This window comes from Chloroherpetonaceae bacterium (genome assembly GCA_033763895.1).
Taxonomy (GTDB): domain Bacteria; phylum Bacteroidota; class Chlorobiia; order Chlorobiales; family Thermochlorobacteraceae; genus JANRJQ01.
Genome location: JANRJQ010000007.1, coordinates 327828 through 346272, shown reverse-complemented (window position 1 = coordinate 346272; position 18445 = coordinate 327828). Strand labels below are relative to the sequence as shown.

Genomic DNA, 18445 nt, shown 5'->3' with positions numbered 1-18445 from the left:
ATCTGTAAGAAAATACTATGAGTACCGCAGTCGTAGAATCGTCATTAACCATTGATGTCGCTGAAGTTTTAGGGAAGGATGCTTCGGCACTTCTTGAACATAAAGCTAAAGTCGATAAGGCTCATCTTCATCTTCCGGGTCCGGATTTTGTTGATCGCATTTGGAGCCACTCCGATCGCTCAATTAATGTTTTAAGAAATCTCCAAACCCTTTTCGGTACAGGCCGTTTAGCCAACACCGGTTATCTTTCGATTCTACCCGTTGACCAAGGCATTGAACACTCTGCCGGTGCATCGTTCGCTAAAAATCCATTGTACTTTGATGGTGAAAATATTATCAAGCTTGCGATTGAAGGCGGATGTAACGCGGTAGCTTCAACCTTTGGCGTTTTAGGGAGTGTGGCGCGCAAGTATGCGCACAAAATTCCATTCATTGTCAAAATCAATCACAATGAATTTCTCACATATCCGAATAAGTTCGACCAAATTATGTTCGGAAACTTAAAGCAAGCACATGATATGGGCTGTGCGGCGGTTGGTGCTACAATTTATTTCGGCTCACCTGAATCGGGCCGTCAAATCGTTGAAGTCGCGCAAGCCTTCAAGCAAGCGCATGACCTAGGAATGGCAACCATCCTTTGGTGCTACCTCCGAAACTCAGGCTTCAAAATCAATGGTACCGACTATCATGTTTCAGCCGATTTAAGCTCACAAGCCAATCACTTGGGCGTAACCATCGAAGCCGATATCATAAAGCAAAAGCTGCCTGAAAATAATGGCGGTTACAAGGCCTTGAATTCAAAGGAAAATCCATACGGAAAATCTGATAACCGTATGTACACCGATCTCGTGACCGATCACCCGATTGACCTTTGCCGCTATCAAGTGCTCAATTGCTATATGGGCCGAGCTGGTTTGATTAACTCCGGCGGCGCTTCCGGTGAAAATGATCTTCAAGATGCCGTTCGCACAGCCGTTATCAATAAGCGTGCCGGCGGAATGGGTTTGATTTCGGGCAGAAAGGCCTTCCAACGCCCAATGAACGAAGGCGTCGGAATCTTAAACGCGATTCAAGATGTATATCTCGATAAGAACGTGACGATTGCATAATTCACAATTGGTTATAAATGAAAAAAGCGGGGAAGTACCCCGCTTTTTCTATTCTTCATTTTTTCATGAATTGTTGAAAATCCCCAATCATAAAGGTGTGCTTTCCTTTTTCCGCAATTTTATTGAGTGTTTCAATCATCTGAAAAAATCTTATGTTCTCATCATCCTTCATTAATTCGGAAGCATTTTTCAAAGCTCTTGCAGCTGCTACGGCTGTTCTTGCATTTTCAAGCTCCGATTTTGCTTTGATTTTTGCCTCCAAGTGTTTTGCAAATAAATCTTGAATTGTTTTGGGAAAGGTTATATCACGAATTTGAATTTGCTCGATCATAATTCCAATCTCAGACATCTATTTTTCAAAATCAGGTGTGTGAAGGTCAGCAAATTCGGAACGCTTTTCATTTAAATCTTCACTTTCGATTTATGAGATTTTCTTTCGGACATGAATTTGAGCACCGTGCAATAATCGTTGCTCCGCTTCTGAAATTATGGCGTTAATAGGCCGATCCAAAGTAAATTTTTTAAGGAATAAAACGCCATCTACGATTCGGTAAACGACATAAAATGAAAATCGAAGTGCAATGTTATCCTTTGTCAATACTTCTTGATTGACAATCGATAATAACCGAGAAGGCTCAGGAAGTATAAAAAGCTCGGTTCGATTTCTGAAATCCCAAAATTTATAAATCCCCGGAGATAAAGTTGCAACAAAAACATTATCGCGGTATAAATAACCGACTGTATTGGGTTTGACTTGATACTTTTTTCTAAACATGATAAAAGGGCATAGGTTTTATAAAATCAAAAAAGGGAAAGATATTGAAGGAAAGGGAAGTACAAATAAGTTTGAAAAATATTCAAACGGTATCCTTGCGCTTGCAAACTTTACTTTAATTTATTCATTTCTGAATCATTCCTCCCCTTTTCTTGTGGCTTGTTAGCCGAATGCCGTTTCCGGCATTTGCAACCAGACGCGAACGGGGACTCGAACCCCTTGAGTCGAATCGACCGCAATTCTCTATCTTGAATCGACCCATAAATGATAGATGGCGGTTATGTAAATGTAATTATTCTTATTCACCGAGTTTAGTGACTTACGCAAAAAAAGTTGAACCTTATCCGAAAATAAATTGAAGAAAAATTCATCTTCGTCATTTTGAACTCTATTGATTCGAAGGTTTGTTCGGTGCTTTAAGGAGGCAATTCGGAGTTTGAAATGGTGTGATTTCCAACACCAAATGAAATTCGATTATTAGAATCGATTGAAATTTTACTTTATTTTTAAGTAGTTAGTTTAAAATTCTCTCGTCACCAAAATACTGCTATGCAAACACTTATTTCCACCGAAACACTTTTTGAACTTGCGAACAGCTCTCAGTTGCTGCTTGGAGTACTTTCAAAAGATGGTCATTTTATTGAAGTGAGCGACGCTTGGGTTAGTCAAATGGGTTACCAACGCAACACTATTCTCGGAAAGCACTTCTCCGAGTTTCTTCATCCCGAAGACATTGCACCAACACTCACCGCTGCCGAAGATCTAATTGAGGGAAAGCCGTTATCTGCATTTGAAAACCGATATCGCGATTTCGATGGAAATTACCGTTGGTTTCAATGGGCCGCTAAGTATGATCAGGTTCAAGAGAAATTTTTTGTTATGGTGCGCGATATTTCGCTTAACAAATTCACTGAAAAAAAACTTCGTTCTGCAGAAAAGCGGCATCAGATTATTGTTGATAATATGTTCCACATGATTGGCTTGCTTTCGCCCGATGGCATTTTGCTCGAAGCCAATAAAGCAGCATTAACCTTTGGTGGAATTCCGCCAACTGAAGTTATTGGAAAGTATTTTTGGGATTGTTATTGGTGGCAGATTTCGAAAGACGCGCAAGACAAGTTAAAGCAAGGTATACACCAAGCTGCAAACGGTAGCGATGTTCGATTTGAGGTTGAAGTTCAAGCAAAAGGAAAGCCGCATCTCATCGATTTTTCACTCAAGCCATTATTTGATGACGAAGGTAAGGTTGAGTTCATCATCCCTGAAGGTCGAAGCCTTGTAGCCCAGAGACAAGGTGAGCTGCATCTCAAAGAGCGCGAGGCGTTTTTGAAAAGCATTTACTATGGCGCCGAAATTGCCATTTTTGTTATTGATGTTTTAGGGATAGATCAGTATCGTGTTCGTGAAGTAAACCCCGCCTACGAAAGAATGGCTCATCTAAACGCAGTTCTTCTGGAAGGCAAGCTTTTAGACGAATTGGCAAAAATATTCTCACCCGAAGCAATCGTAAAAATCAAGGAAAATTATCGAAAAGCAATTGAAAAGCGCGAGCGAATCGCTTATGAAGAAAGCATGATCATGAATGGTCGGCAAACCTATTGGATGACTCAGCTTGCACCTCTTTTCGATGAGAATGGTCAAGCCTATCGCATTATTGGAACTTCACTTGAAGTGACAGAACAAAAAAAGATTGAAGAAGAAAAGCGCCAACTTGAACGGCTTCAATCACAAAAAATGGAGGCCTTAGGAACCCTTTCTTCGGGTATCGCCCACGATTTTAACAACATCCTCAGCATCATTACACTCGCTTCTGAGCGAATGAAGATGAAAAAAACGATTGAGGCAATGTTACATTCGGTGGAAATAATTCGCACCGCTACCGAAAGAGGAAAAGAAGTGGTTCAGCAGCTCTCGCTTTTCTCTCGCTCTGAATCGTTAGAACTAATACCGATTGCAATTACTGAAGTTTTCAAACAAGTGAATGTGATGTTGCGCGCTTCAATGCCACGAAACATTGATCTGGAGTTTCAGCAGGCATCAAGCGATCTTTATATCAGTGGGAATCATACCAATTTATGCCAAATCTTACTCAACCTTGCTGTTAACGCTCGTGACGCAATGCCTAATGGCGGAATGATGAGAATTCAAAGTTTTGTAAGAGACGAAGCCATTGTTCAAAAGCACTTCCCAGAGGCAAAGTCGCAAAATGGATTTATCGAGATTCGAATCACGGATACCGGAACCGGAATTTCTGAAGATGTTCGAGCGCGAATGTTTGAACCCTTTTTTACCACGAAGCAAAAAGGGAAAGGGACAGGTCTTGGCCTTTCCATTGTTCACGGTGTGGTGAAAGCGCATAAAGGGTTTATCGATGTTCAATCTCAGGTAGGGAAAGGAACTGTTTTTTCACTTTATTTCCCGCTTCTTGCGAAAGCTAATTTTACCAAAGAACTTGAAACAGAAATCAAAAAGGGTGTTTTATTGCTCGTTGAAGATGAAATAGAAATCAATAACATGCTCTCCGACTTTTTGGAACATGAAGGATATGCCGTCTTTAAGGCCTTCGATGGCTTAGAAGCCTCCAATCTTTTTAAGTTACACAAAGATAAAATCGACCTTGTCATAACCGATTCTGATTTACCCAAATTAAGTGGGAGAGATTTAATCCAACAGTTTCGGCGAATTAACCCCAAGCTTCCCATTATCATTGCAAGTGGCAGCCTTGGAATTCGAGAGTTTACAAAAGAAATGGAAGGTGCAACCGCTTTCATTGAAAAACCTTATGTTATTTCGGAAATACTTTCGAACCTTGATAAAATGATTGAAAGCTGAGAGATCTATTCGCAAATTTAATTTTCTATTTTAGATTGGATGATGATGAAAGGGTAAAGTCACTGATTTAGTTATCTATTATCACGCCATATCTTAGTACAATCAGATGCCGTCTGAAAAAAGTCTGAGCATTTTCCATCGCCAAATCCGCCAATACCCCCATCAGGAGCACATATTAATTTTCCATCTTCAGAATACAACATGCTGAACTCATCGCAACAAATCGGTGGAATATAATAAACGATATTCCCTTTGAATTTATACCGAAAAACAACTCGTGGAGGGTTTGTAACATTTTGTGCTTTGAATTCCGAAATTTAAACATCAAGCCATTCTGGAATCGGTTCAAGAGGTTCTACACTACCATCGCAACTAAAAACAAAGGTAAGTATGATGTAAAAAAATATTTTATAGAGGTTCTTTTTCATAAATAGTGATAGTTAAATTCTATTTTACTTAAAATGCCTCTATCTTTTTTTTAAAGTTTCATCTTGGATAAGAATTACCAAATTAAGATCATTTTAGCTCCGATAGAATAAGCTTTTTCATCTTAAAAGTATTCATTAAGGCTTTTTCTCTGACTTTGGGGTCATCATTATGAATAAGAGAGAAGTATTCTACGGGAACAATTTGCCACGAGAGTCCATATTTATCTTTACACCAACCGCATACCCCTTCTTCGCCGCCATTTGAAGTGATGGCTTCCCAATAATAATCGGTTTCAGCTTGGTCTTTGGTATTAATGACAAACGAAACGGCTTCGTTAAACTTAAATAGTGGCCCTGCAGCTAAAATACTCAATTCCATTCCTGCAATTTCCATTACCGCCGTTTCAAAAGTCTCGCCCCCCATTTCCGGTGGATTGGTGAATTGTCGATAATCTTTGAGTTTGCCTTCCTTAAAAATTGATAAATAATAATTGACGACTTCTCTTGCATCTTTTTCAACCCAAAGGCAAGGGGTTATTTTTTGTTGAATGGTCATATGGATTAAATCATTAGAATAGATGAATAGCTTTTAACTTTTTATGACTTCGCCCTCGTTTCACAGCGGTGATATTCAATCAAGTCACAAAGTGTCAAGTTTCCTTTTCACCCTGATCAATGCAATTTGATTTATTCTGTTGGAATAAGGCCAATTCTGCTCATAAAATCATCTATTCATGCAAGAAAAGTAAATATAAGAAGGTTGTAAACTACTTATGTTAAGATAATTTGTGTAAATAAGCAAAATATATCGATTTGAAAGCTTTATTTGGTTAGGTTTTGGCTAATTGTTGTCTCGATGATTTACAGTTAAAAGGCGCACAATGGGGGAGCGGCTTTGCGTTCGGGCGGGTTTAGCTTCGCTGACTTTCAGTTCGGAGCACAAAGTTTCAATTTATTACTAAAGTTCAATAGAAGCACAATGCTCCAAGTTTGCACGTCAGCCCGCCTGACGCAAAACCCGTGTTAGCCGTTCGTTGTTTTTATTCAGTTGGAAATTTACTCATATCCATATAAAATACTTCCCAAGTGTGTCCGTCAAAATCTTCAATAGTTCGTTGTTGCATAAATCCATAATCTCTCATTTCATTGGGTTCAATTCCACCAGCATTAAGTCCATTTGTCATAAGTATATTCACTTCTTCAATACTTTCTAAAGACAATGAAAAAAGTCCTGCAATTTTCGATTTTGTATCAGCGATTTGCTTTGTTGTAAAAGTTGAAAATTTTTCGTGGGTTAGTAACATAACATAAATGTTTTCACTCCAAACCATACATTTTGCAGTATCATCAGAAAATTGTGGATTATTTGAAAAGCCAAGTGCAGTATAAAAAACCATTGATTTTTGAAGGTCTTTTACTGCTAAATTGATAAAAACTTGTTTTGCCATTCTTATTGTTTTTTTATTATTGTCTTAAAATTTTTTCTATTTTCTTACCTTTTGCTAATTCGTCAATTATTTTGTCCAAATATCTTGCTTTTTTAGTTAAAGGGTTTTGAATTTCTTCAATTCTGTAACCACAAATCATTCCTGTAATTTTTTCCGCATTTGGGTTTAGAGTTGCCCTTTCAAAGAAAGTTTCAAAAGTTACTTTTTCATCAATGAGTTGTTGAATTTTTGCTTTGTCAAAATCTGTTAACCACTTAATAACTTGATACAGTTCGTCCTTTGTTCTTCCTTTACTTTCTACTTTTGTAACGTAATGCGGAAAAACAGAAGCAAAAGTCATTTTTGCAATTCGTTCGTTATGTTTGTCTGTTTCTTGCATACAAAAATGTTATTCACAAATTTCTTTCAATTTATCTAATGCTTTTGGATAGTTGTCTTTGAAATAATCTGAATATTCTTCAATTACGTCAATTTCTACTGTCACAGTTGTTATGCCATTGGTTTCTTGAAATGTATAATTTTCGTGTCCGCCTGACCATTTTTCAACTTGTTCGCCAGTAGTTATTTCATCATCTCCATTTAAGAATCCGTAATGTTGGATAGAAACAAATTTAGAAGGTTGATTATCTTCAATTCTTGAAACCATTCCTCCTTTTTTTCCATTTTCGTCCATTCCAACAAAATAAATTTTACTTCCAATTTCCCAATTCCCTTCGTAAGTAGAAGTAGGGTTGAAGGCAGAGGTCCAATGTTCATATGTGCTTTTGTTCTTTAAACCCAACATCGATTCATAAACTTTTTGAGCTGTTGTGTTAATGTCTTTTTTGAATTCCAGTTTTAGCATTTTGTTATTCTTTAGTTCGTTTCAAATTTAAGGTTTTTTCTAAGTGTCGCTTTACAATGACGGCTAATGGGGAGCGGCTTGGCGTAGTGGCGGATTTTTAGCACAAAAGTTCAATCGAAGAACTGAACTTGAACCTACCACTAAACTGTCATGCGAAGCACCGAACCCGCCATTACGCAAAACCGCTGTTGTGTGCTGCCCTTCTGTTTTTGTCGTCTGTTTTTCAGTCATTTAGTGTCAGTTTTTGTTGGCGTTGGCTTGGTGGCTCTTTTGCAAAACTTGGCTTTAGCTTTGGCTTGTGCGGTTTTGCAAATGTGCCACCAATTGCGTTGGCTATCTTGGCCCCATAAATCTGTCTCCGTTAAAATGTATCATATGGTCAGGAACTTCCATTAACCAAACTTCTGTCTCCCAAGCAATGTTGTTTGAATGTTTCTTAAACTCTGACATATCGGGAAAAGCGGTCACGTAAACCTTACCAACTTTGCAGTCTTTTAAAAATTCTTCAAGCTCTAAAAGTCGTTTGGGCGAAACAGGTCCGTGAGAAGTTACGGCTTCAATTAGAAACAACCATTTTCTTTTACTGTCATAAATTACAACGTCAGGTAGTTTGCTGTGTTGGTCAATTGGAATGCCCAAATCTTTTAGCCCTTTTTCGTCCACAAACAAATCTTTTTTTGCTGTGTCGCCTAAGTATAGAAGTGTACCACCATTTGCAAAACGTGGAGCAAACTGTTCAACTATTGCAGCTTGAACTTCATTATGTTTTCCTGCGGAAAGTTTTATTGTTTCTCCGTTTTGAAGTGTAACAGGGATTTGATTTAATTCTCTTTCTTTCAAATACACTTCTGAAAGTTTTCCAACCGTGTCAATGAAGTTTTTAAGAGCTTTGTCCCAATTTTTGGTTTTGTATGTTTTTACAACTTCCAAAACTTCCTTTGTTAAAGCGTAATGAGCATTTGGGCTGTTTACTGGCAAATCAGGTTTGTCGGGGTTGTAGTCAACAACCCTTGCCTGAACAAATTGGTGAAGCACTTGTCTTCTAAATGTTTCTCTTGTATTTGGTGCATATGATTTACCGTAATTGTCATTTACAAAAGTCATTATTCCTTTTGTAACGCCTAAACTTTGACGAGTTGCGTTTGCCCAACTGTCATTTTCCTTAATGTTACAGATTGCTAAAAATGTCAATGCCGCCATTTCGTTGTATTGTGCTGGCGGCAGTCCTAATGCTTTCAGTATCTCTTGTGCTTCTTCTGTTTTACTCATATCAATTCATTATTACTTCCAATTCAAAAAGCTCGTTTACAATGTTGTTTACATTGTTCATTGAGTAGTCGTTGGAAAGTATGATTTTATTGCCAATTTCTTTTATGTTTTCTAATGGTGGAAATCTCATTTCTCTAAGTTCGGTTGCACTTACATTTACGTTTCCGTTGAAAATTTGAAAGTAAGTGTCAAATAATTCACTATTCAGTAATGCACAAAGTCCAACAACTTCGTTACGGTCTAAGTGTCCGTCTTTTCTGTATATGTAATTCACTTTGTTTTCAACTCCTACAAAATATGATTTAACATAGTTGCAGAAATAAGGTGCTGCAATCAATCTGCTCTTGTCGTCTTTTGTGCTAAAGCGTCTTAATAAAATGTAGTTTTTATTTGGTAGCAGTAATGATTTAGAACCGTTTTCTATTCTTATGAATTGTCCTTTTTCTTTTAGTTGTTTTGGCCATTCTAAAGTCATTTTGTTTACGTTATGTAGCCAAAATAAAGGAGCTAAAAAAACTGTTCCGTTCTCATAGTTGTTTTGAATAAACTCTAAAGCCCGAAATGAAACAACGGGTCCCGTTGAAATTTTTATGTCAAAATCAGTCAGAACATTGTGCCAAGTAGAAACCAAATTCAAAATATTTTCTTCTTTGTCGCTTGTCGGCAAATGCAAAATTTTCTCTTTTGAATTTAGGTCAATGAGTTCTGAAGAATTGAAATATTTTATCGTAGGTTGAAAAATGTCTTTAATTCCTATGCTTGAAGAAACAAGCACATTTTTGTTTGGATTGATTTCTTCTCTGATTGCTTTTATTACAACAGTTTCTTGCAAAACGCTGTCACGATTAAAGGTGTCTTTACGTGAATTAAACAAATGTATTTTGTCAATTTGAACAGTGTTAAAAAACAGTTCTCTGAATGCTTTAAAATAATTGCCTGACGCAAAACTTCTCGGTGTAATAAAAATCAACTCTCCGTTTTCAGAAAGAAGTTTTGCAGCAATGCCCATAAAAATTGAATAGATATTGGGCTGTCCGCTTACTAACTCTTTTGCTGCAATGGTTTTTTCATCATCCTTTGCAAGTTTAAAGTAGGGTGGATTTGAAATTATTAAATCAAATTGTTCACCGTTATAGTTTTCTTTTAATGCTTTTGCATTGTCTAAAATGAAGTCGTGAATGTGAAGTAAATATTGAAATTTAATACCCTTTTCTAAAAGCCATTTTTTTAAATATGTCAATACCTTTTGTGAAAATGTAATTAAGTCCGGGTCTGTTTCATAAGCAACTAAGTCAATAAGTTCTATGTCATTTCGTGTTTCAACTAAATGTTCAATTAAAGCACAAGTCAAAATAGCTGTTCCGCAACCTGGGTCTAAAATTCTGATTGTATTCTTTGTCAAGTCGCAATAAGAAGCCATAAGTTGGGCAATTTCTGTCGGTGTAAAAAACTGTCCGTTGTCTTTTTTATGTTTAGTTGTTACTTGTTGCGTGTAATAAATACCTAACCTATCCGCAAACTTGCTTGGAAGTTCTTGGTTTAAAGGTTCGATATTTATATTATTTGTCATAGGTTACAAAGTTAGCAAAATACGTGTCTTATTGTTCCCGTGTGTTGGCAAAATTCAAGCTCTTTTGCCTGCGAAGTGGTCGCCTTTGAGTTGGCAGGCAAATGTGCTTGAATGTGCGTTGGCTTCTTCATTTTGTCCTCTCGTTTCTGTCTGCACGGTCGTCTTTTAGGGTTGCACACAACAAATGGTTTTACGAACTTCTATAAAATCCCTCAAAAACATTCGTAAAACCACCCAATTAATTAAGTTAATCTGAAATAAAATTCAAACATGCGTAAAACCGCAGTTTTTATCGCATTGGATTTTCTAAGTAACTTTCCGCCCTCAATCCCCCCCAAATTCCACCTATTTGAGTCATTACCCCACTTCCGAGGTAACCCCCTCCCACCTCTGAGGTACTCCCCCCCACCTCAAAGCCTCAAAAGCCGAGGTCAAAGGTCGAAAAGTCGAGCTAAAAGCTTCAACTGTCGAGGTTTGAGGTCGTAGCTTGAAGGTCAAAGAACCAATTTTCGATGTTTTAGGTCGAAAAGTCGAGGTCAAAGATCGAATTCTCGAGGTAAAAGCTCCAAATTTCAATGTTTTAGGTCGAAACTTGGGGTTCGAACCTCCAACAGTGAATGTTTTAGGTGCAAATGCCGAGCTCTGAACCCAAAATATTCAGTTTTAACCCTGAAAGTGATGCGTTCTTCATTCAGATGTCGGAAATCCGTTTGAAGGGAGTGATATAATAATGTCGATATTTTTTTGTGTTCGGTTAAACCTTGATTGACTGTAAGGTGAGTTTCCATAAGTCGAGGTGATTTAAGTTGTGAGACTATTGAAGAACAAGTATTTCAGAATTTAGAAAAGAGATGGGGAATTTTAAAGCGAATTTTTTCACCGTCTGAGAATGAAGGCGATGGAACGCTGAGAACGCGGTTTGGGCTGATTTGCGCAGATGATATGTGCCGTGCGGGATTCCCGACGCGCTTCGCTTGCGGGAATGACAGGATAAGGAAGGTGGTTTCGACAAGCTCAACCACCACACAGGCTCAACCACCACATAGGCTCAACCACCGCGCAGGCTCAACCACAGCGCGAATGTATGACATGTCAGATACGGCAACGAGCTTGACGAGTTCAGTTTAAGTCCGTTATGACATGACTTTTAAGAGGCGTGCGGGATTCCCGACGCGCTTCGCTTGCGGGAATGACAGGATAAGGAAGGTGGTTACGACACATCAGGGCTCAGTGCAGCGCAGGCAGAGCCATCGCTTTCATTGATCAATCCGTGTCGTCGTCGGATTTTGGGCCGAAGGGTTTTGGCGGAACGAGGATGACATTCTCACGCTCAACCGTCACTGCGCCAAGCGCGGCCCCCTTAGGCTTGCGGACATATTTCTTTTCGGTATAAATCACAGGCACCAAATCGGAAGTGCGTGCCGTGGAATAATACGCCGCGATTTCCGCCGCTCGTTCAATCTCGACGATGCTCGGCGGCCTGTGCGATTTCAACACACAATGCGACCCCGCAACCCCACGGGCATGAAGCCACACATCGCTTGGCTTGGCATAGCGAAGCGTAAGCAAGTCGTTATTCTTTGCATTTTTCCCCACCCAAAGCTCTGCATTGCCGGAGATCGGAAATTTTCGAAAGAGAAAGGTTTCCTCCGCTTCCTTTTGAGAAAGGAGTCCAAAACGGGTGAGTAACGAGGCTTCGCGCTGTTTCAATTCAAGAAACTCTTTTGAACTTTTCATTTGCACAAGCTTTTCTAAAAGCGCGTATTGCTCAATAAGATATTGGGCAAGCTCGGCACGCCGTTTTTCTTGAAAGGCCTTCTTCTCTTTGGCTTTGCGAGCAGAGAGAAAAGCAAGGTCGATATTTTCTTGCGGGCATTTATCGGGCAAAAGCTTAAGGGTTACGGGCTCAAAGGGTGCCTCAAAATGTTGAACAGTAACCGAGGTCATGCCCTTTTTTAAGAGCGAGCGGTTCATTGCAAGCAGCGAGGCCTCGGCTTCATACTTAGCGATGCGGCTTGATTGCTCATTGGTTGAAAGGGCCTGAAGGGTGGATTCATTTTTTTTGATCAGCCGTTCTAAATTTTTCTTCATGTTCAGCCGCTCCTTTTGAGTGTGAAGAAGTCGGTATCGGTGATAGGCATACGCCGAGAGTGCATCGTTCACACTTTCAAAAGTGAAGATGGTATCGCCTTCTTTTGGGCTATCGGCAAAAAGTGAAAAGTGACAGACGGGCGAATCGCTTGCTTCACCTTCAATGTAAACTGTTGGGGCAGGGCTTAAGAGATCATCAAAAAGCGATTCAAGTGCTGCGGCAAGCTGCGGCATATCGGTATGAAGCGACGCCGTGTCAAGCGATGCCTTTCCAAAGCGGGCGATAAATGCTTTGGTAAGAAAGGAATCGAAGTAAGGGAAGATTTCGCGGGAATTTTTCGCAAGAGAAAATGGCTGCGTCGATTGATCTAACCTTTCACGAAGCCGCGCCTCAAGTTTCTCAGGAGATTGAACGAGTGATTCAAACTCGGCAAAAAAAGAAGGCGAGGCTTCTAAAGGCAATGGCGCAAAGGCTTCGGAGATGAATGTGGATTGATTCTTTGACTCCTTTGGCAAGGCGACATCCGGAGATTTCCTCTTGAAGCTTTCAATCAATTCCCAAGTCTCGCCCGTTTTTTGAAACAATGCGCATGAGGTATCGGCGCTGAAGAGTTGAAATTGCAATTGAAGCGATTCTGAAAAAAAGAAGGAGAGGACGCGGTCGCGATCGGCAAGGCGAAGCGACGTAAGCTCTTTTTCGCGCAAAGGCGAAAAGAGACTGGTGGTATTGCGGCGTTGGCGGGCGGAGTCGCGGGTGAAGTAAAGGGCGATATCCGCGCGCTCGGCATTGAAGATAATGGTGTAATCTTTTTTGGAAGGTGTTGCAAATGCAATACGCAATTCATTTTTTGATTGAGTAAAGCAATCGATAACAAACCCGCCTTGAACGGCATCTTGAATTTCAGCCGCGAGATAATAGAGTGTAAAGTAGTTTTTAATCATTTGATTTTTCTTATGAAGGGAATTTAGGAGAGTTGAATTAAATTTAGGGCTTAAATCCCGAAACAAAGTCGAGTGAATGTCTGAAGAAAGTCGTTGGCAAGGAGAAAATCCTCAAAAAGAAAATCGAGAAACCCCAAAGCCTCAAAGCGGAGATCAGCAGGAAATGGGCTACAGCTCGCGCTTAAGAGAAGAATATTTCAACAACCCTGAAAGAAGAAAGAAAATCGCGAAGCGGCGAAAGCAGTTGCAATGGCTCTATAACATTGTGATTGGTTCCGCGGTCTTGGTAGTGCTTTTGGTGGTTGGCTGGATGGTGATGCTGTCATCGGAATTGCCAAGCCTTGAGCAATTGGAAAATCCCAAACCCGATTTGGCGAGCGAAGTTTATTCTGCCGATGGCGTGTTACTCACCAAGTATTTCAAGATTAACCGCACCGCTGTGCCGATGGATTCCATATCTCAAAATGTGGTGCAAGCCCTTGTGGCAACGGAGGATGTTGAGTTTTATGATCATTGGGGTTTTAACCTTCGCCGCTTTGCGCAAACGATGATTGAGAATGTGGTGCTGCTTCGCCGCTCGTGGAAAGGCGCGAGCACGATTACACAGCAATTGGCCAAAAACTTATATGTGGGCGATGAACGCAAAGTGAGCCGCAAAGTGAAGGAACTGATGACGGCGATTCAAATTGAGCGTACTTACACCAAACGCGAAATCTTAGAACTTTATCTCAATACCGTGTATTTCGGTTCTGGCGCCTATGGCATTGAAGCCGCCGCTTGGACCTACTTTGGCAAGCCGGCCTCGCAACTCACGATTGGCGAAGCGGCCTCGATGATTGGTGTCTTGAAAAACCCCGCACGATACAACCCCGTTGATCAGCCGGAGATTGCTGAAGGAAGAAAGAGTGTGATTATCGATTTGATGGAAAAGGCCGGATTCATCACCGAGAAAGTGGCTGAAGCTGAAAAGCGAAAGAAGTTACAAGTCTATCATACGCCTGTAACGGATGCGGGAATTGCACCATATTTCACCGAGTACATTCGACGGCAGGTACAAAAAGAATTAACAAAAGAAAAGCTTGACCTCTACCGCGATGGGCTCATTATTTACACCACCCTTGACACGCGAATTCAAGCCTATGCAGATTCTGCAATCAAGCGGCAACTCGTGTATTTGCAAGAGCAAATGAACAAGTACTGGAAGTGGACAGGAAAAGAAGGTGACAGTTTGATTCAGATTTTTATCAAGGAAGATGTTAAGTATAAAGAGTTGGTGAAATCAGGCAGGAGTGAAGCGGAAGCCTATAAACTTTGCAAAGAAGATAAAGAATGGTTGAAAGCGCTTCAAACCAAGAAAACCACGGTGCAAACAGCCTTCGTTGCCATTGACCCAACGACAGGTTATATCAAAGCGTGGACGGGTGGCCGAAATTTTGATAATTACAAAGAGCGGGAATTTGACCGCGTGTGGCAGGCGAGAAGGCAGGCGGGTTCAACCTTTAAGCCTTTTGTGTATGTCGGCGCGATTGATGAAGGCATTCCACCGAATTACACTTTTCTCAATCAACCGCTTGCGATTCAAACACCGTTTAAGGTTTGGATTCCTGAGAATTCCGATTTGGAATCCGGCGGGGAAACCACGCTGCGAGATGCCATCAAGAATTCGCTCAATCAAGTGACCATTCGCTTAGCGCAAAAATTTATGTCGCCCGATAAGATTGCGCAGTACGCAAGGCGAATGGGCATCAAATCGCCGATACAAATGGATTTATCTATTGCGTTAGGAACGCCCTCTGTGACCCCGCTTGAAATGACCTCGGCCTATGGCACCTTTGCCAATAATGGCATTCATGTTGAACCTGTTTCGGTTATTCGAATTGAAGACAAATTTGGAAATGTGATTTACACCGCTCGCCCCGATCGCTCGCAAGCCCTTGAAGAGCCGGCGAATTATGTGATGGTTTCGATGCTAAAGGGTGTGATGGATGGCGGAACAGCGGCTTCGGCAAGGTTTCGATATAAATTTTATCCCGAAGCCGGGGGCAAGACAGGAACTTCGCAAAACAATGCCGATGCGTGGTTTGTCGGCTTTACGCCACAGTTGGTGGCGGGTGTCTGGACAGGAATGGATGACTCGCGCGTGCACTTTACCTCAATGGAATATGGGCAAGGCGGAAGAGCGGCACTTCCTATTTGGGCACAATTCATGAAAGACTGCTACGACGATAAAGCGCTCGGTTTTCAAACTCGCTATTTTGTTCGTCCGCCGCAAGTGGAAGCACGGCTGATTTCAAAAGAGACCTTTCAATTTGCACCAATGAGTGCAAGCAATACGTATGTCGAATTCTTTACCCCGCAAAGCTTAAAGCGATATTCGTCGCTATTTCCGGGAGTTGATACCTCAGCCAATTCAACATTCATTACACCGCCATCAAAGAAACGCGGAGAAGGAGAGTTTTAAGGAGAAGGGCAGAGCGCAAGAAACTCTAAGGGGTTTCGAGATAATTCAAATCGGTATGAAAGGATTCCTTGAGCGAGCGAAGTGCCCAAAGTGCAAGCGTAAGCGATATGACGCCAAGTAAAACCCCGCCCCACACAAGGCCGAGTTTTCCAGCGAAAAATTGAAAGAGAAGGGTCATAGGAACAACCGAGCCACGAACAAAATTGGGAACTGAGGTTGCAACAGTCGCCCGAAGATTCGTGCCAAAACTCTCGGCAGCCGTGGTGACAAAAATGGCCCAGTAGCCGGTTGAAATCCCAATCAGAAGGCAAATGAAATAAAAAGCGACAGGCGTTCGAACAGGAAGAAGGAAATAGAGTGCCGTTGAAGCCGCGGTGAGTAGAAGAAACATAAGCACGGTTTTGCGTCGGCTTTGAAACCATTGACTAATAATACCGCTTGCGAAGTCGCCAATGGAAAGCCCGATATAGCTGTACATGATGGCTTCGCCGGCTTTCACTTTACCGCTTATGTCTAAGGCTTTGGCAAATTCAGGGGAAAAAGTAATTAAGATTCCAATGGCATACCAAATGGGAATTCCGATGGCGATACACGCCAAGTATTTTGTGAAAAGGGATTGATTGGAAAAGAGTTGAAAGAAGTTGCCACGAGTTGCCGCGCTGCTTTTTGCTTTTTCATAAAGACCTGATTCAAGCATACTGACTCTTAAAGCAAGTAGCAACAAGCCCATTCCTCCTCCGATAAGATATGCGGTTCGCCAAGGAAAGGCATCTCCGATAAGGGCTGCAACGACTGCACCTAATACGCCAATTCCAGCAACAATAGAGGTGCCATATCCACGCACTTCTCTCGGCAAACTTTCGCTGACAAGTGTGATTGCCGCTCCCAATTCGCCTGCAAGCCCAATACCGGCAATGAAACGCAGCACGCCGTAGGTGGTAACATCTTGCACAAAGGCATTTGCAATATTGGCAAGCGAGTAAAGGAGGATAGAGCCGAAAAGTACAGAAAGTCGCCCTTTTTTATCTCCCAAAATTCCCCAAAGTACGCCGCCCAATAAAAGGCCGGTCATTTGCATGTTAATGAGAAAGGCACCAACCGGGAGAAACGCTGACTCCGCAACACCAAGTGATTTTAGGCTTTCGATGCGAACAATGCCAAACAGCAACAAATCATAAATATCAACGAAATAGCCCAACGCCCCTATGATAACGCTTCGATGAAGGATAAGAGTTAATGGCGATTTCATTTAAGGAGAAAAGGTTCGTTCTAAACGACGAAAGTAGGTATCGAAATCAGCTTCGGTTCGATTGGGATTTTGTGCTAAGTAGCAATCGCGAACTCCATCTTTCGCCCATTCCAAATTTTTTTTGTGTGCGGTCATATAAGCTCGTTCGGCACGGGCAAAGTTTTTTTTCAAAAAAAATACGCGGCCTTCAAGCCCAAGAAGTTCAGGGGTGATCAGTTTTGGTTTGTATTTGAGGGAATCAATCAATTCTTCAGCACGGTCTAATCGATTGGCATCAATGCACTGGCCAAGCATTTCGCGGTGAACAAGTGAAAATAGTGATCGATTGATTTCACCAAATGAGGCATCAAAGAAATAACCCGCAGAGGGATGAAATAAATAAAAGCGAGATTTTTCAAAGGCTTCAATTGACTCGACCGAAAGACCGGCTTTTGTTTTGAAAAGAATTCCAAACGCTGCATGCATGATCGGCACATCGGGGAAGAGCTGTTCTTGTTTTTTATAAAGGTCTTTCAATTCCTCTGCTGTAACGCTTGTGTCTTTGAAGACATCTAAGAGTTCAAAAATGTCCTCTGTTTTTCCTTTTTGAAAGATGTAAGTGGAAAGCGGTTTTAGAAGTGCACCACGCCGAATGGAGGATTCCTCTCCTCGTTTTAAGAAGAAATCATAGAGCAACGGGATGTAATGGCTTTTGGGAAATTGAGCCGTCAGAATTCTAAAAGCATCGATAGCTTTGGTGATATTGCCTAAATAAAGGTAACCAACGGAGGAGGCAAAAAGAATTTTTGAAGTTTGACGCTTTAATTCAATTTTCTTAAGCGTGCGTTCAATTTCTTCACGAAACTGATTGTCTTCTGCCTCCTCTTCCAAAAATTCCCAAAGCCGAATGGTGGCTTCGAGTGAAGAAGGGTATCTGAAGATTTCGTCATAAAGAAGTTCTTTTGTGTCGTCTCTTGTAAAACCTTGAAAGAGATTGGCCTGTTCGACAAGTTCACCGGTTTCAGAAAGTACCCTTGTAACAAATACTTGTGGGTAAATGGAGTCAATGCTTGCGAAAGCAAATGTAATATTGGCGGCACCGGGAGGGATTTTGAATTCAACTTCAAGCGTATCGTTGCGCTTTAGGATAGGGTAAATCATCACGCGCGCGCCTTCTGTCTCCCGATTCGAATAGAGAACTTCAGCTCGTAAATAAACCGGTTGCTCTCCTGCAAATGATGAAATTAATCGGGGATGCAAAACTGATTTTTCTTTTGCCATTCGTGGGATTTGCGCAAGCGAAGGCATAGTATTAATGGAGATGAGCAAAAGCAGTGATAGGCAGATGAATAAAGGAAAAAAGGAAGCACTTCGCCAATGCGCTTGAAGCGAAAAACCTTGGTTGATAGAATTTTTTTTTGCAAGCAGGCGAATCATTGAACTTCTAA

At 41.0% G+C, this 18445-nt stretch carries 16 protein-coding genes; 5 read left to right on the top strand and 11 right to left on the bottom strand.

What is annotated here, in order from left to right:
- Positions 1 to 17: 17 nt before the first annotated feature.
- Positions 18 to 1109, top strand: a complete 1092-nt coding sequence (locus SFU91_06570; protein MDX2128684.1) for a class I fructose-bisphosphate aldolase — start codon at positions 18 to 20, stop codon at positions 1107 to 1109.
- A gap of 55 nt (positions 1110 to 1164) precedes the next feature.
- Here SFU91_06570 and SFU91_06565 read toward each other — a convergent pair whose 3' ends face one another.
- Together SFU91_06565 and SFU91_06560 are read right to left on the bottom strand one after the other, a co-directional pair.
- Positions 1165 to 1458 (bottom strand): SPFH domain-containing protein, encoded by a 294-nt coding sequence (locus tag SFU91_06565; protein ID MDX2128683.1) that lies wholly within the window; start codon positions 1456 to 1458, stop codon positions 1165 to 1167.
- A 72-nt stretch (positions 1459 to 1530) separates the two neighbouring features.
- A complete protein-coding gene (locus SFU91_06560) occupies positions 1531 to 1884 on the bottom strand; it encodes a hypothetical protein (protein MDX2128682.1) in 354 nt (117 codons plus the stop codon).
- A gap of 549 nt (positions 1885 to 2433) precedes the next feature.
- On the opposite strand from SFU91_06560, the gene SFU91_06555 reads away from it, so the two are divergent.
- Entirely contained in the window at positions 2434 to 4716 is a 2283-nt protein-coding gene (locus tag SFU91_06555; protein ID MDX2128681.1) for a PAS domain-containing protein, read from the top strand.
- 516 nt (positions 4717 to 5232) lie between these two features.
- Here the strand turns inward: SFU91_06555 and SFU91_06550 are convergent.
- The 6 genes from SFU91_06550 to SFU91_06525 form a co-directional block, all read right to left on the bottom strand.
- On the bottom strand, positions 5233 to 5700 hold the full coding sequence (locus SFU91_06550; protein ID MDX2128680.1) for a VOC family protein: 468 nt from the start codon (positions 5698 to 5700) through the stop codon (positions 5233 to 5235).
- A gap of 484 nt (positions 5701 to 6184) precedes the next feature.
- Positions 6185 to 6592 carry a hypothetical protein gene (locus SFU91_06545; GenBank protein ID MDX2128679.1) on the bottom strand — a complete coding sequence of 136 codons (408 nt, stop codon included), beginning with the start codon at positions 6590 to 6592 and terminating at the stop codon, positions 6185 to 6187.
- Between the two features lie 16 nt (positions 6593 to 6608).
- Positions 6609 to 6971: a DUF2200 domain-containing protein gene (locus SFU91_06540; GenBank protein ID MDX2128678.1), complete on the bottom strand. Its 363-nt coding sequence runs from the start codon at positions 6969 to 6971 to the stop codon at positions 6609 to 6611.
- A gap of 9 nt (positions 6972 to 6980) precedes the next feature.
- Positions 6981 to 7436, bottom strand: coding sequence for a hypothetical protein (locus SFU91_06535; GenBank protein ID MDX2128677.1), 456 nt, complete (start codon positions 7434 to 7436; stop codon positions 6981 to 6983).
- Between the two features lie 333 nt (positions 7437 to 7769).
- Positions 7770 to 8705, bottom strand: a complete 936-nt coding sequence (locus SFU91_06530; protein MDX2128676.1) for a BsuBI/PstI family type II restriction endonuclease — start codon at positions 8703 to 8705, stop codon at positions 7770 to 7772.
- 1 nt (position 8706) lies between these two features.
- On the bottom strand, positions 8707 to 10275 hold the full coding sequence (locus tag SFU91_06525; GenBank protein MDX2128675.1) for an Eco57I restriction-modification methylase domain-containing protein: 1569 nt from the start codon (positions 10273 to 10275) through the stop codon (positions 8707 to 8709).
- A 487-nt stretch (positions 10276 to 10762) separates the two neighbouring features.
- Here SFU91_06525 and SFU91_06520 point away from each other — a divergent pair, with 487 nt between their 5' ends.
- Positions 10763 to 10921, top strand: a complete 159-nt coding sequence (locus SFU91_06520) for a hypothetical protein (GenBank protein ID MDX2128674.1) — start codon at positions 10763 to 10765, stop codon at positions 10919 to 10921.
- 296 nt (positions 10922 to 11217) lie between these two features.
- Positions 11218 to 11403: a hypothetical protein gene (locus SFU91_06515; GenBank protein ID MDX2128673.1), complete on the top strand. Its 186-nt coding sequence runs from the start codon at positions 11218 to 11220 to the stop codon at positions 11401 to 11403.
- A 135-nt stretch (positions 11404 to 11538) separates the two neighbouring features.
- Here SFU91_06515 and SFU91_06510 read toward each other — a convergent pair whose 3' ends face one another.
- Positions 11539 to 13308: an NFACT RNA binding domain-containing protein gene (locus SFU91_06510; GenBank protein MDX2128672.1), complete on the bottom strand. Its 1770-nt coding sequence runs from the start codon at positions 13306 to 13308 to the stop codon at positions 11539 to 11541.
- A 76-nt stretch (positions 13309 to 13384) separates the two neighbouring features.
- Here SFU91_06510 and SFU91_06505 point away from each other — a divergent pair, with 76 nt between their 5' ends.
- Positions 13385 to 15769 carry a PBP1A family penicillin-binding protein gene (locus SFU91_06505; GenBank protein MDX2128671.1) on the top strand — a complete coding sequence of 795 codons (2385 nt, stop codon included), beginning with the start codon at positions 13385 to 13387 and terminating at the stop codon, positions 15767 to 15769.
- Between the two features lie 25 nt (positions 15770 to 15794).
- On the opposite strand, the gene SFU91_06500 is transcribed toward SFU91_06505, so the two are convergent.
- Both SFU91_06500 and SFU91_06495 read right to left on the bottom strand, forming a co-directional pair.
- On the bottom strand, positions 15795 to 17018 hold the full coding sequence (locus tag SFU91_06500) for an MFS transporter (protein ID MDX2128670.1): 1224 nt from the start codon (positions 17016 to 17018) through the stop codon (positions 15795 to 15797).
- Positions 17019 to 18434 (bottom strand): hypothetical protein, encoded by a 1416-nt coding sequence (locus tag SFU91_06495; protein ID MDX2128669.1) that lies wholly within the window; start codon positions 18432 to 18434, stop codon positions 17019 to 17021.
- Between the last annotated feature and the right edge of the window lie 11 nt (positions 18435 to 18445).

Bases quoted from the DNA above. Each gene is read 5' to 3' on its own strand.
- SFU91_06555 (MDX2128681.1), top strand. From the start codon at position 2,434: ATGCAAACACTTATTTCCACCGAAACACTTTTTGAACTTGCGAACAGC.
- SFU91_06495 (MDX2128669.1), bottom strand. From the start codon at position 18,434: ATGATTCGCCTGCTTGCAAAAAAAAATTCTATCAACCAAGGTTTTTCG.
- SFU91_06500 (MDX2128670.1), bottom strand. From the start codon at position 17,018: ATGAAATCGCCATTAACTCTTATCCTTCATCGAAGCGTTATCATAGGG.
- SFU91_06515 (MDX2128673.1), top strand. From the start codon at position 11,218: ATGTGCCGTGCGGGATTCCCGACGCGCTTCGCTTGCGGGAATGACAGG.
- SFU91_06560 (MDX2128682.1), bottom strand. From the start codon at position 1,884: ATGTTTAGAAAAAAGTATCAAGTCAAACCCAATACAGTCGGTTATTTA.
- SFU91_06510 (MDX2128672.1), bottom strand. From the start codon at position 13,308: ATGATTAAAAACTACTTTACACTCTATTATCTCGCGGCTGAAATTCAA.
- SFU91_06535 (MDX2128677.1), bottom strand. From the start codon at position 7,436: ATGCTAAAACTGGAATTCAAAAAAGACATTAACACAACAGCTCAAAAA.
- SFU91_06540 (MDX2128678.1), bottom strand. From the start codon at position 6,971: ATGCAAGAAACAGACAAACATAACGAACGAATTGCAAAAATGACTTTT.
- SFU91_06550 (MDX2128680.1), bottom strand. From the start codon at position 5,700: ATGACCATTCAACAAAAAATAACCCCTTGCCTTTGGGTTGAAAAAGAT.
- SFU91_06530 (MDX2128676.1), bottom strand. From the start codon at position 8,705: ATGAGTAAAACAGAAGAAGCACAAGAGATACTGAAAGCATTAGGACTG.
- SFU91_06545 (MDX2128679.1), bottom strand. From the start codon at position 6,592: ATGGCAAAACAAGTTTTTATCAATTTAGCAGTAAAAGACCTTCAAAAA.
- SFU91_06505 (MDX2128671.1), top strand. From the start codon at position 13,385: ATGTCTGAAGAAAGTCGTTGGCAAGGAGAAAATCCTCAAAAAGAAAAT.
- SFU91_06565 (MDX2128683.1), bottom strand. From the start codon at position 1,458: ATGTCTGAGATTGGAATTATGATCGAGCAAATTCAAATTCGTGATATA.
- SFU91_06570 (MDX2128684.1), top strand. From the start codon at position 18: ATGAGTACCGCAGTCGTAGAATCGTCATTAACCATTGATGTCGCTGAA.
- SFU91_06525 (MDX2128675.1), bottom strand. From the start codon at position 10,275: ATGACAAATAATATAAATATCGAACCTTTAAACCAAGAACTTCCAAGC.